This window comes from Bacteroidota bacterium, assembly GCA_016183775.1.
GTDB lineage: Bacteria > Bacteroidota > Bacteroidia > JABDFU01 > JABDFU01 > JABDFU01.
The window spans coordinates 1-14,233 of the sequence record JACPDY010000004.1; the positions used below are offsets into that span (position 1 = coordinate 1).

Genomic DNA, 14,233 nt, shown 5'->3' on the forward strand with positions numbered 1-14,233 from the left:
GAACGACTTTTTGCTTGGATTCAAAATTACAGAAAGTGTGTGGTTCGCAATGAGTATAAAGCACAGAATTACTTAGGGTTTGTACAGATTGCATGCGTATTAATCATGACAAAACATTTTTGAGATGGCTTCTAGTAATTCCGGTATAGAGTGTAGAAATTGTAATATTCGTCGTAATGTAAACGAAGTATTCATGAATCTTTATAAAAATCAATTGTGAATTTGCAGCCTTCAAATACCAGTCCCTCGTTCCTCGGGATTGACACGAATTGCATCAGGCGGGATTTTAAATCTAAGTACGTTCTTTAAAACAACCCGTTAATTACCGAATCCACTTTAGTTATCACTTTTCCAAGATCCTCTTTTTTCTCAGAAAAATTATTTTCATCAACATCAATGATGAGCAATTTACTGTTCTTCTTATATTGCACTTCATATTCAGATACCCATGCCTCATAACGCTCATTCAAACGTTTAAGGTAATCTATACGGATAGCACTTTCGTAATCACGGCCACGCTTTTGAATATTGTTAACCAGGGTAGAAACGGAAGCACGCAGGTATACCAACACATCGGGGGGGCTGATCAGCGACTCCATCAGCTTAAACAGCTGCAGATAGCTTTCAAAATCGCGGGTGGTCATCAAGCCCATTGAATGCAGGTTAGGAGCAAAAATGTAAGCATCTTCATAAATAGTACGATCCTGTATAATTGTCTTTTTATTCTTCCGCAGCTCCAGCACCTTGCTGAATCGATTCTGAAGAAAGAACACCTGCAGGTTAAACGACCATCTCTGCATATCATCATAAAAATCATTCAGGTAGGGATTATCATCGGCATCTTCGTAATGGGGCAACCAGCTGTAATGCTTAGCTAAAAGAGTTGTTAAAGTGGTTTTACCTGACCCGATGTTTCCTGCTATCGCTATATGCATTTCAAAAAAATTAGAAATTAAAAATTACTTTTTATTAAGCCCGTTAAAAATACGAAAACTCCCCACTTTGCAAAGCTTTGTTCAAAAATATTTTGAGGAAAATAATTCGGGATCGTTCTTTGCTTTTGTGAAATATTTATTTCACAGAATAAATTGCCAATGCACCCTTTTGAAGCAGATATAGTTTATCGTTTGCAAGCTTCACGGAAACCGCGGTTGAATCAGGCACAGCAGATCTGCCCTGCTCCAGTGTCTCCATATTGAAATTGTTCAGCTTACCATCCCGGTAATATATGATTTTGTCTTCCTGAAATTGGAATTCTGAAATATTTTTTAACGGTATGGTTTTAGAATAGGTACCAAAAGCATCAAACACCAGAATACCCACAGAAGGATCATTAACAAACAGCCGGTTATTGTATTGGACCATATAATCGGGTTTCAGATCAATACCCAATAATTGAGCCAGGTTGCCTGTCTGGCCCGCCACCTGCAGGTTCTGATCGAAACGGATCAATTCAAAATTCTGCTGGTTGTAGATCCATATCCCGCTGTTATGCGAAGAGCAAACCAATTGTGTTTGCGGATAACCAAGCGCTTCAATGGACACAGGGTCGCCATTTTGTGATAAAGTATTATCCAGAAAAACGATCTGCAAAAAATTACGGTAAAACAAAACAACTTTCATCGGGTTGCCGGCATCTACCGTTGTTATTTTACCGAGTGTTTTGTTACTGTATGATCTTAACGGGTTACCCTGTGGATCATACTTCTGGAGTACATCATTATTGAGCAAATAGATATTGGATAAATTATCAGTTGTAATAGATTCGCCTTTAACTGCAATCGTCCTGACAAGCACAATATTTGATTGCTGGAAAGCAACAAACAACAAGGATAAAACAATGATATTCCTTACTCTACTTTTCATTATTCATATTTAACAATTCTTCCATAAGTTTCCTATCGTTCGACAAACGCGGTATTTTATTCTGACCACCTAATTTATTATGCACCTTCATCCATTTATAAAACAAGTCGGCACCGGCTATATGAATTAACGGAGCCCGCAAAATAAAATTATTATACCGCTTTGCTTCATAATCTGAGTTCAGCGATTTTAAAGCATTATCAAGGACCTCTCCAAAATAACCAATATTTTCCGGTGGCTGTTCAAATTCAATGAGCCATTCGTGCAAACCACCCGTAATATCATTCATATAAGCCGGAGCGGCGGCATATTCTTTAATGACCGCCCCTGTTTTCTCACAGGCTATTTTAAGCGCGTTGTCGGCATTATCAATAATAAGTTCTTCACCAAATGCATTTATAAAATGTTTGGTGCGACCAGTAATTTTAAAACGATAAGGAATGAGCGATGTAAACTTTACAGTGTCCCCAAGTATATAGCGCCAGAGGCCCGCGTTGGTAGATATTACGACTGCGTAATTTTTATGAAGTTCTACTTCCGACAATGGTATCGCAACTGCTTCCTCACCCCACTCGTTCATTGGAATAAACTCGTAATAAATACCATAATCGAGCATCAACAATAACTCATCAGAATATGCCTGATCCTGTATCCCGAAAAATCCTTCAGATGCATTGTACAATTCGATATAGCTTACCGTATCTGAACCGAACAGGCGCTTAAATTGGTCCTTATACGGCGAAAAGTTAACTCCTCCATGAAAAAAAACTTCGAGGTTCGGCCATACTTCTGTAATACTGGCTTTGCCTTTAAGCTGAAGGATACGCTTAAGTAAAATTAAAAGCCAGGACGGAACGCCGGCAATACTTGTTACATTCTCGTCCATAGTGGCTCGTGCCATTTTATCAAGCTTCTTCTCCCATTCATCAATAAGTGCAATGGAAAGATCAGGCGCACGTAAAAATTCGGCCCACAGGGGCAGGTTCCGGATCACAATAGCTGAAAGGTCGCCGTGATAAGATTCGTGCTGACCATATTTATCAACCTGGTAAGAGCCCGCCAGCGCAAGATTCTTCCCGGTGAATAACTTTGTTTCGGGCCGGTTACTGCAATGTATCGCAACCATATCGCGGCCACCATTGTAATGACTCTCTTCAAGAGAGTTTTCGGTAACCGGAATGAATTTGCTTTTATCACTTGTAGTGCCTGAGGATTTCGCGAACCACCTGGTTTCACCCGGCCACAAAATATTTTGCTCTCCTCTGCGTGCTCTTTCTATAAAGGGTTTAATAGTATCATAATCCTGTAATGGAATGCGCTCATTGAATTGTCTGTAAGTTTCTAGTGTGGTATAATCATATTTCTTTCCCCACTCCGTACCCTTTGCCTGTTCAATAAGCCGCCTCAACCATTCCTCCTGCACATCATGCGGGTACTTCATAAACAGGGCAATCTGATGCATTCGTTTACGCATCCACCAGGATGCTATGGAGTTGAGAATTGGCAAGGTGAATTACAGATTAAAGATTACAAAATTAAGAATTATGATTTTTTAACGCTAAAGTATTTTTCTATTTCTTCGCAGGTTAATGCATTAAAACACATCTCTTTTGTAAGCATGCCTTTTCGTGCCACGCACACACCAAAATACATATCATGATAGCCCTGCTTTTCATGCGCGTCGGGATTAATAGAGATCTTAACGCCCTTTTCCAGGCAGTACCTTATCCATCGCCAGTCAATATCCAAACGGTAAGGATGTGAATTCAGTTCCATCACCACATTATTGGCAGCACATGCATCAATTATTTTTTTATGATCAACAGGGTAACCTGCCCGATATAATAGCAAGCGGCCTGTGGGATGACCAAGTATAGTGGTATAGGGATTCTCGATGGCCTTTATTAAACGTGAAGTTGCTTTGTCAATATCCATTTTAAAATTCTGGTGAATGGAGGCCACCACAAAATCAAATGTTTTTAAAACATCCTCTTTGTAATCAAGCGAGCCGTCATTTAATATATCGGATTCAATGCCTTTAAAAATTTTAAAGGGTGCTAATTGTATATTTAATTGCTCAATTTCCTTCTGCTGCTCAATTACCCGTTCAGGTTTAAGGCCGTTAGCATAAACGGCAGTCTGCGAGTGATCACAAATGCCTAAATATTCATACCCCAGTTCTTTACAATAAAGGGCCATGTCTTTTAATGTATTATATCCATCGCTGTAGGTTGAATGGTTGTGCAAAATGCCTTTCAGGTCAGCTACTTCAATTAATTTGAGGAGCCTGTTTTTCCTCGCCAGTTCAACTTCGTTCAAACCTTCACGCAGTTCCGGTTCTATGTATGGGAGGCCTAATGATGCATAAATCTTTTCTTCAGATACCGCTTTCAGCATAGGTTGAAAATCTGTGCTGCTGATATGTTCAGGTGTAGCTGTAGTTTTAAAAAGTGTAGAATAAAAATCATCCGGACTGCACGTAATAAGGTCGACGGAGATGCCCGGTGCATCTTTTACAACAGGTAATTCAATTTCACTTTCTGATCCAACTAAAATATCGACTTGTTCCAGCACCTCACACTTTCTGCGAATCGCTCCTGTTAATGAAACCAACTCCGTTTTGTATTTCTGTTTCAACAGGTCAACCAACTCATTTGCGTATTGCTCAACAGAAGCGTAATGAAATTTTCCCGCATTGGCCTGCTTGAATTCTATTGCCCTTTTAACAGCTTCCTGTGTTTTAGCTCCGAAACCTTTTAAAGCCACCAGGCGATTCTCATGGCATGCATAAAGCAGTTCGCCGGTGGATTCAATATTGAGTTCGTGCCAGAGCTGACCCACTTTTTTGGGACCGAGCCCTTTGATCGTAAGCATGTCAACAACACCAACAGGAGTAATACCCATCAATTGATTGAGCTCTTTTAACTCATTTGTTGTCTGCAGTTCGTGAATTTTATTTGCTATCCCTTTCCCGATCCCATCAATTTGCTCTAACTCATTGAGCGATGCACTTGCAAGGTCAACACCCACTTTGTCTAATTTAAAAACAGCGTTACTTATCGACTTCACCTTGAACGGATTCTCGTTGTGAAGCTCCATCAGCTTTGCTGTCAACTTAAGGGATTTGATAATTTCTTCTGTATTCACAAATCAACGAATAACGAATTTGTACGAATTTACGAATATATAGAATGAATATTCGTGCTAGCATTCGTAAATTCGTTTTTTATTCGTTATTCGTTGATGTTACAACGGGTCAACGTCAACATGTAATTTTACCTGCTTAAAAGCGGGTTGATTTTTAAAATCAACAAACACTTCATTTATTATTTTTTTTGCTGAAGTAATGGAAGTTTCTCGCTCAACTTTTATCATGATGGCTTTCAGGTACTCATTCCTAACCCTTGCTACTAAAGGAAATTCAGGCCCCAATACCCTTGATCCCAATTGCTCACGTAGTTTGCCGGCAACAAATTTAGCGCCTTCATTCAACACATCCATATCCTTAAACTTAAGTGTTATTTCAATTAACCGATAAAAGGGCGGGTAATTAAAATTTTTTCGGTCAAGCAATTGCGAGGTGTACATCGACAAATAATTATTATTCACCACATCATTTATAACAGCATGTCCGGGATTATAGGTTTGAATAATTACTTTGCCTCGCTTATCTTTTCTGCCAGCGCGCCCCGATACCTGGGCCATTAACTGGTAGCTTCGTTCAAATGAGCGAAAGTCGGGAAAATTGAGCATGCTGTCCGCATTCAATATGCCAACCAGCGCAACATTATCAAAGTCGAGTCCCTTCGTAACCATTTGCGTGCCCACAAGGATGTCAATATTCCTGTCTTCGAAATCAGAGATGATCTGCCGGTGCGCATATTTTGTTCGGGTTGTATCAAGATCCATTCGCGATACCCGTGCAGCGGGGAAATAGATACCCAACTCCTCCTCTATTTTTTCAGTACCAAAACCCTTGGTCTTTAAATTAGTGTCGCCGCAAGCTTCACACTTCGCCGGTACACTTATATTATAACCACAATAATGACAGCGTAGCTGGTTACCGGTTTTATGATACGTTAATGAAACATCACAATTCTTACACTGGGGAGTCCAGGCACAGGCGTTACATTCAATAACCGGCGAAAAACCCCTGCGGTTCTGAAATAGGATCACCTGCTCTTTATTTTTCAAAGCAAATTCAACACCTTCCAGAAGTTGTGGTGAGAAATGTGACTTCATCATTTTCTTCCTGGTTGCTTCTTTAATATCCACAAGTTGTATCTCCGGCATTTGTACCCCGCCGTGACGCTGAAACAATTCAACTAAACCATATTTACCTGTTTGCGTATTATAATAACTTTCGAGCGAAGGAGTTGCCGAACCGAGCAGCACTTTGGTTTTATGTACCTGTGCCAGGAAAATAGCGCTATCGCGTGCGTTGTAACGGGGTGCCGGATCGAATTGCTTATACGAGGTGTCGTGCTCTTCGTCAACAATTATCAAACCTAAATTTGAAAAGGGGAGAAAGAGAGATGAACGTGCTCCTAATATAAGGGACAAGGGACGAGGGGCGGGGGACGAGGGGCGTTTTCCAGTTTCTGACCTGTGACTTTCCTCTCTTTGTGTTTCTTCCCTCGCCCCTCGCCCCTCGTCCCCCGTTCCTCCTAAAACCTTATTCCATATCTCCACCCTTTCGTTCTCATTGAACTTAGAATGGTACACTCCCACTTTATCATCAAAAACATTTTGCAGGCGATTAATGATCTGCGTTGTTAAAGCAATTTCCGGCAAGAGATACAAAACCTGTTTGCCTTGCTTGAGTGTTTCTTCAATTAGTTTAATATATATCTCTGTTTTACCGCTTGATGTAACACCATGCAGCAATACGACATCTTTTGTTTCAAAGTGTTTCTTTATTTTGAATAATCCCTCTTCCTGTTCATCATTCAGTTTTTTTTGCGGTTGGCCATTTGATTTATTATTGATAAGACGCCCGACTTCAAACTCTTGCAGATCAAAAATATTTTTTTTGACAAGCGCCTTTAAAGCTGACTCCGTCCCTTCAACAACTTTAAGTAAGTCCGATTTCTTTACCCACTCTGTTGACTGGTCCTTTTCGTAAAGTCTGCTCAATTTGATGTAGGCCAGCATCACTTCCATTTGTTTTCCGGCTTTCTTCTCCAGTTTATCCAATACTTCCTTCAGCTTGCTTTCATTCCCCATTGCATCATTCAGCCTTACAAAGGCCTGAACACGGGGCTTATAGCGCTCCTTCAACTCTTCCTGCACTATAACGACCCTTTTTCCGAGCAGTGATTTTATAACGGGATAAACTGTTTTTTGTTCAAGTATTTCAGCGGCCTCATTCAGTGTAATTATACTCCTCAATTCCAAAGCCTCAACGATCAGATATTCTTTATCCGTCAGGTTTTCGTAATTTATTTTTTGCGCACCATCTATTGCAGGGTCCGATTCGGGATCAAGAATTATTTTAGTTTCACTCGACAACTTAAAACCTGATGGAAGCGCCGCGTTCATTACCTCACCTATGTTGCACATATAGTATGATGCCATCCAATCCCATAACTGCAGTTGCCGTTCGTTTACTATTGGCTTATCATCAAGTATGGAGTGAAGGTATTTAGCCTCGTATTGTTTTGGGGGAGCAGAATGAATATTACGCACAAGTGCAGTATACAACTTACTTTTCCCGAATTGCACCACTACACGCTGTCCGGCTTTAATCGCATCATTTAACTCATACGGAACCCTGTATGTATATAAGTTAGGAAGTGAAAGGGGTAAAATAACATCAACAAACCAAGTTGATCGTTCGGCCATATCTTGCTTATTAGAACTTTTGTGCCCGATAAAAATAGGAATAGTTCTTTGAAATTATTGATAGAAATAAGGTGTCGGGTACCTGCGGAAGAAAAAGAAGTCCTAAGGGAATATGTTATGATAAATTCATTGCCTTGATAATTCATAGCTGGTGTAATGAAAACACCTGCAATGATCGGCTTAATACTATTTTAATGTTCTGATTTTCAGTAATTTAAATACATATAACTGACTGTAATGCAACTTTTTTAATGATTGAAGTCTTTAATACAAAGCATCAACATCGAATGCCTTAAATTTAGTGATTTTTTGATATTTTTTTGTACATTTGAAATCTTATAATAATTATGAAAGCAAATACCCATAATAATACGTGCATCAAATTAAACCTCAACCCTATGAAAAACTTCAAACTTTTTCTTATCGCTGTCTTAACGGTAGCGTTATTTACGCAAACTCACAGTTTTGCGCAAACAAACTTAAGATCAACCGGTGTTATTCAGGTTAAAGCCGGTGATGCTTCTTCTATTGATTTTGGTGTACCAAAAGCTATCGGAAGAGCGGCAGCGGCAGAAGAATTTTCGGTGACTGCACTTAAAAAATCAATTGAGGCAGCTAAAACCGCTTCTCTTGCTTGCCCTACACCCACTTACGATTTTACACCGGGCAAAACGGTTAATTGTAATGCTGCCTGCGTTACTACCGATATTAGGGACTCCGCCTGGACCCCAGGTGCTATTGGCGAGTGGATGCAGCATGCAGCATTGATTGTTTTTCAAACTGATGCATTTAACGACACCCAGAATATATTTGAAATATGGTCGAACGGAACACTCATACTAAGAGTTGGAGCGTCTAATACCGGAACAGGCACACCATTACAATATTTTACATGGGCTGGTTGGTTTGGTAGCTCTATGAACAATAAGACAGGAAGAGTTTGGCTTTATGGCATTTGCCCTGCTGCGCTTGTTGAATTTAAAATGTTCGACTCGGGAAATAACAGCGCTGTTCCATGGTACATTTGGGATACCGCGACAAATACTGTTAAAGGTTCGGGAACATTTACCGGTGCCGGTGGCGGAACAGGTACATTTACAAACTGGGGTGGTTCTGCTACTTATACCTGCTTCTCTTCTACAGGCGTCCCTTGCGGAGCAGCATTTCTTCAATATTGCGGTGGCGTTGGATCCAATGCCCGTTTTTGTCCTACATCTGCTAAAGTTGGTAAATATGGCATTACTTACACCTGGAATAACACTTTATCTGGTGTGAATGCATGTACCGCTACTTTTACCGACACTATCGAAGTATTACCTATTTATAAAACAACGTGGACTCCCCCTGCAAGCTTATGCGCAACAAGCAGCAGCGTTAGTTTAACTTCCTATTTAGATGGACTTTCAACAACAGGTGGTGTTTGGACAGGCTCCGGGGTTTCAGGTAACAACTGGAACACTTCAGGCCTGAGCGGTAACATAACAATTACGTATACAGTTGGCGGTGGTACTTCCTGCGAATCTGCAGAAAGCCACACGATAACTGTTAATCCTAAACCAACAGTGACTGCAACAGCTTCACCATCGAGTGTATGTGCAACCGGCTCAACCAGTGTTACCTTAACTGCAACCGGAGGCAGTACTTATGCCTGGTCTGGCGGCGCAGGCAGCACTTCAAGTGTAACAGTGAGCCCAACATCAACTACTACATATACCGTAACTGTAACTTCCGCTGCAAGCTGTACAAATACAGGAACAGTTACTGTTTCAATTAACCCCGCTCCATCCGCCTCTTTGGCTAAGGTAGATGTTGCATGTAAAGGTGTTTCAACCGGAACAGCCACTTTGACTGTTACTTCAGGAACAAGTCCTTTTACCTATAGCTGGTCAAATAATGCAACGACTCAAAACTTATCAGGCTTATCAAACGGCACCTATAACTTAACTGTTACAGACAGCAAAGGCTGTACTGCCACAAGTGCAGTAACTCTTACTGAACCTGCTACTGCGGTTAGTTTACCAACACCAACTTCTACTGGAACAGGTTGTGGCGCCAATACAGGTACAGCAACGGCTAACGGAACAGGCGGAACAGGCGCATTAACATATACATGGAGCAATGGTAAAACAACTGCTGCTATAACGGGTCTTGCTGCAGGCACCTATGTTGTAACAGTTAAAGATGCCAATAACTGCTCTGCTACAGGTTCGGCTACGGTTGCTCCTCCTGCAGGAGGTCCTACTATTGCAATTGACAATCAGAAAAACTTGAAATGTAACGGTGATGTAAATGGCAATGCTTACACTTCTGCAACCGGAGGCTCAGGCACCTACAGTTATGCATGGAGCTCTGGTCAAACAGGCTCAGGCAGCAGCAGCAGCATAATTGGTGTTTCAGCAGGCACTTATACCGTTACTTATACGGATGTGAGCACTGCCTGCTCTAACACAAAAATTATTACTATTACCGAGCCTGCTCCTTTTGTTATGAATGAAACACTCACACAAATTGTATGTAAGGGAGCTAAGAACGGAAGCATTACTCTTAACCCTAGTGGCAATACTTCTCCTTACACGTTTGACTGGTCTCCTATAAATAAACAAACGCAAAACGTTAGTGGCCTGAATCCAGGCACCTATACTGTAGAAATTAGTGATGCGCAAGCTTGTACAAAGTCATTCAGCTATACTATTACTGAACCTGCTTTAGGCATTACAGTGACAGCTGATTCAACGCAAACTAGTTGCGGAGCAAGTACAGGAACTGCTACTGCTACTGCAAGTGGCGGCACGGGTTCATTGACCTATTCCTGGACCGGTGGTAAAACAGGCGCGGCTATTACGGGTCTTGCCTCCGGAACTTATGTTGTAACTGTTACTGACGCAAGTGGCTGTTCAATGACTGACGCTACCACAGTCGGAAACGCAAATGGCCCAACAGCATCTGCAACAAAAACCGATGCTTCCTGCGGAAGCAGTGATGGAACCGCTACGGCTTCAGGTACAGGTGGTACAGGCGCTTTAACGTATATGTGGAGCAATAGTGCAACAACCGCTACTATAAGTGGTTTATCTGCTGGCACCTATAATGTAACTATTACTGATGCCAACGGTTGTACAAGTATTGCTGCAGCGACAGTTGGAAGTTCAAACCCTCCGACAGTAACTGCAACCAAAGTTGACGCTTCATGTGGACAATCGGATGGTACAGCTACTGCTACCGGTTTAGGTGGTACCGGTGGTCTAACGTATGTGTGGAGTAATTCAGCCGTTGGCTCTGTTGCAAGCAACCTGTCTGCAGGTACTTACACTGTGGTGGTATCGGATTCAAAAGGCTGTACTTCTACAACAACAGTGAGTATTACAAGCAGCGGAGGCCCCACCGCAGGGTTAACTGCATCCAAATATATCGGTGAAAGCCCGTTAGTAGTTGATTTCACCAATACCAGCACAGGTGGAACATCCTATACCTGGTATTTTGGCGATGGCAGCGCGCCATACACCGGCACTACTCCGCCAACCCATACTTATGCCACTGATGGCAAATTTTACGCCTGCGTGGTAGCCAATGCGGGCGGATGTAAAGACTCAACATGTAAGGATATAACCGTATCAGGATTTAAGATTGCGGTTCCTAACATTATCACACCGAACGGTGATAAGAAAAATGATGTATTTGTTATAACAACCAAAGGTGTTACCAAACTTGATATAACTATCTGGGATCGTTGGGGATTGCAAATGTGGGAAGGAACGGGGTTAACTCCTGATGCCGTTACCGGATTCTTCAATACATGGGAAGGAAAAACCACTTCAGGTAAAGAATGTCCTGATGGAACCTACTACTTCATGCTGAAAGCTTACAAGTTCGATGGTGATATAGTGGAAGACAAAGGATTTATATCACTTGTAAGATAAACTTCTCAAGGGTTCAAGCCCTTATATAACAAAGAAAAACCCCGACAGATTTGTCGGGGTTTTTCTTTGTTATTCAACCCGTTCAGGGTTAGAGATACTACAATTAAATAACCTCCGATTGCATCGGAGTTATTTGTATTCAAGTCCTTCGCGCCCTTAACTTAATGGCATTGAATTATAAATAAAATTGGGAAATTGCTGAATTTTAAAAAGTTGAAAGTCCGAAGACTTCAATCTTCGGACTTCCGGCTTCCGACCCGTAAATGCACCTATATCAAAATCTATCCTTTTCGAAGTAAAAGCTTATACCAACTTGCCATCAAGTCTGATAAAATAAACCGTGGACTTGATTGCTTAGTTGGTATTATGCCCCGCGTATTTGGCATTATTGTTGGCGGTTTGGTATTATACATATACAAAGCAAACTCCCTACGCGTCTATTTTCGCATATTTCGCGTTCTTCTCAATGAATTCTCTGCGTGGCGGAACCTCATCTCCCATGAGCATGGAGAATATCCTGTCCGCTTCTGCGGCACTTTCAATAGTGATCTGGCGCAATGTGCGGTTATTAGGATTCATTGTAGTGTTCCATAACTGTTCTGCATTCATTTCACCCAAACCTTTATAGCGCTGTACGTTTACGGTGCTTTCCTTGCCCTCTCCTCCTATTTCGCGGATGGCCATGTCGCGCTGCTCTTCGTTCCAGCAATAGCGCTGATTATTGCCCTTTTTAACAAGATAAAGCGGCGGGGTCGCGATATAGATATATCCGTTCTCGATCAATTCTTTCATATAACGGAAAAAGAAGGTCATTATAAGTGTGGTTATATGGCTTCCGTCAACATCCGCGTCGCACATGATAACGATCTTGTGGTAACGTAGCTTGTCGAGGTTCAATGCCCTGTCATCTTCCGCTGTACCGCGTGTAAGACCAAGTGCGGTGAACATATTCCTAATCTCCTCATTCTCATATATTTTATATTCCATGGCCTTTTCCACGTTCAATATTTTTCCACGCAGGGGAAGAATGGCCTGAAAGTTCCGGTCACGGCCCTGTTTGGCGGTTCCACCTGCCGAATCACCTTCAACAAGAAAAATTTCGCAGGCCGCAGGATCGTTATTGGAACAGTCGGCCAGTTTACCCGGTAATCCTGTTCCTGTAAGTACATTCTTACGTTGCACCATTTCACGCGCCTTACGAGCGGCATGACGGGCAGTAGCAGCAAGTATAACTTTATCGACGATCAATTTTGCTTGTCGTGGATTTTCTTCAAGGTAATTAGAGAGCATTTCGCTCACGGCTGTATCCACAAAACCCATTACCTCGCTATTGCCTAATTTGGTTTTCGTTTGCCCCTCAAACTGAGGTTCCTGAACCTTTACAGAGATAACAGCAGTTAAGCCCTCGCGGAAATCATCCCCGCTTATTTCAAGTTTTAACTTCTGGAGCAATCCCGCTTTGTCCGCATAGTTTTTCAGTGTGCGTGTTAAACCCCTGCGGAAGCCTGCCAAATGAGTTCCTCCTTCATGGGTATTAATATTATTTACATAACTGTGAATATTCTCTGAATAGGATGTATTATACATCATAGCAACTTCCACAGGCATACCCTTATCGCTTTCCATGTAGATCACTTCAGGGATAAGCTTTTCACGGGTAGCGTCAAGATAAAGTGCAAACTCTTTTAATCCGCCTTCCGAATAAAATGACTCGGTAGTATAGTTCCCTTCAGCATCCTTGGTACGCTTATCTGTTAAATTGATGCGAATGCGCTTATTTAAAAAAGCCAATTCACGCATACGCGTAGCTATTGTTTCGTAATTATACTCGCTTACTGTAAAAATGGAGGTATCGGGCTTAAACGTAACAATGGTACCACGATCGGTTGTTTCACCTATCTGCTTTACAGGGTAAAGAGGCTTCCCGATTGAGTATTCCTGCACAAAGATCTTACCCTCCCTATGTACTTCGGCTTTTAAATGGCTGGAAAGGGCATTTACGCATGATACGCCCACTCCGTGCAGACCGCCTGACACTTTATAGCTATCCTTATCAAATTTACCACCCGCGTGCAATACTGTCATTACGACTTCAAGGGCTGATTTTTTCTCTTTTGCATGCATATCAGTTGGTATACCACGACCGTCATCTTTAACGGTCACCGAATTATCTTCGTTAATAAAAACATCTATATTCTTACAATGACCGGCCAAAGCCTCGTCAATAGAGTTGTCCACAACTTCATACACCAGGTGGTGTAATCCTTTGAAGCCAATATCGCCAATGTACATGGCAGGACGCTTACGAACTGCTTCTAATCCTTCAAGCACCTGTATACTATCGGCACCATAATTTTTTGAGTCGGTTTCTTTCACAATTTCTTCCATAATTCAGGGTAATAATTTGGTTTAAAGTTTAAGCTTAAATTTACTCATTTTTAACGTGTTGCAACCTATTGAAACCCCAATAAAATCAGGTATTTTATTAACATTTTGATGTTGATTTTTTAAGGCGATTTTTTGAAATTTTTAAGCGGGGTTTGTCCAAATTTTTATACCTTAAAAAGGGTTCGGAAACGAATGGAATTTCGACCTGATTTTCAGGA

At 41.5% G+C, this 14,233-nt stretch carries 7 protein-coding genes; 1 reads left to right on the forward strand and 6 read right to left on the reverse strand.

Annotated features, from left to right (window positions below; all coding sequences use genetic code 11):
• Positions 1-305 precede the first annotated feature (305 nt).
• The 5 genes from HYU69_00675 to priA form a co-directional block, all read right to left on the reverse strand.
• Complete coding sequence (locus tag HYU69_00675) at positions 306-935, reverse strand: deoxynucleoside kinase (protein MBI2268850.1); 630 nt, start codon at positions 933-935, stop codon at positions 306-308.
• A 136-nt stretch (positions 936-1,071) separates the two neighbouring features.
• Positions 1,072-1,866: a hypothetical protein gene (locus tag HYU69_00680; protein MBI2268851.1), complete on the reverse strand. Its 795-nt coding sequence runs from the start codon at positions 1,864-1,866 to the stop codon at positions 1,072-1,074.
• Positions 1,856-3,373: a GH3 auxin-responsive promoter family protein gene (locus tag HYU69_00685; GenBank protein ID MBI2268852.1), complete on the reverse strand. Its 1,518-nt coding sequence runs from the start codon at positions 3,371-3,373 to the stop codon at positions 1,856-1,858. The genes HYU69_00680 and HYU69_00685 overlap by 11 nt, the downstream gene beginning before the upstream one ends.
• 35 nt (positions 3,374-3,408) lie before the next feature.
• On the reverse strand, positions 3,409-5,013 hold the full coding sequence (locus HYU69_00690) for a DNA polymerase/3'-5' exonuclease PolX (protein ID MBI2268853.1): 1,605 nt from the start codon (positions 5,011-5,013) through the stop codon (positions 3,409-3,411).
• Positions 5,014-5,112: 99 nt separating this feature from the next.
• The gene (gene priA, locus HYU69_00695) at positions 5,113-7,710 is read right to left on the reverse strand and encodes a primosomal protein N' (protein MBI2268854.1); all 2,598 of its coding nucleotides are present in this window, start codon (positions 7,708-7,710) and stop codon (positions 5,113-5,115) included.
• Between the two features lie 398 nt (positions 7,711-8,108).
• On the opposite strand from priA, the gene HYU69_00700 reads away from it, so the two are divergent.
• Positions 8,109-11,627 carry a gliding motility-associated C-terminal domain-containing protein gene (locus tag HYU69_00700; GenBank protein ID MBI2268855.1) on the forward strand — a complete coding sequence of 1,173 codons (3,519 nt, stop codon included), beginning with the start codon at positions 8,109-8,111 and terminating at the stop codon, positions 11,625-11,627.
• A 429-nt stretch (positions 11,628-12,056) separates the two neighbouring features.
• On the opposite strand, the gene gyrB is transcribed toward HYU69_00700, so the two are convergent.
• A complete protein-coding gene (gene gyrB, locus HYU69_00705; protein ID MBI2268856.1) occupies positions 12,057-14,015 on the reverse strand; it encodes a DNA topoisomerase (ATP-hydrolyzing) subunit B in 1,959 nt (652 codons plus the stop codon).
• Positions 14,016-14,233 lie beyond the last annotated feature (218 nt).

What these genes read in the sequence shown, in the direction of transcription:
- HYU69_00675 (MBI2268850.1), bottom strand. Translation starts at nt 935, where the DNA reads ATGCATATAGCGATAGCAGGAAACATCGGGTCAGGTAAAACCACTTTA.
- HYU69_00680 (MBI2268851.1), bottom strand. Translation starts at nt 1,866, where the DNA reads ATGAAAAGTAGAGTAAGGAATATCATTGTTTTATCCTTGTTGTTTGTT.
- priA (MBI2268854.1), bottom strand. Translation starts at nt 7,710, where the DNA reads ATGGCCGAACGATCAACTTGGTTTGTTGATGTTATTTTACCCCTTTCA.
- HYU69_00700 (MBI2268855.1), top strand. Translation starts at nt 8,109, where the DNA reads ATGAAAAACTTCAAACTTTTTCTTATCGCTGTCTTAACGGTAGCGTTA.
- gyrB (MBI2268856.1), bottom strand. Translation starts at nt 14,015, where the DNA reads ATGGAAGAAATTGTGAAAGAAACCGACTCAAAAAATTATGGTGCCGAT.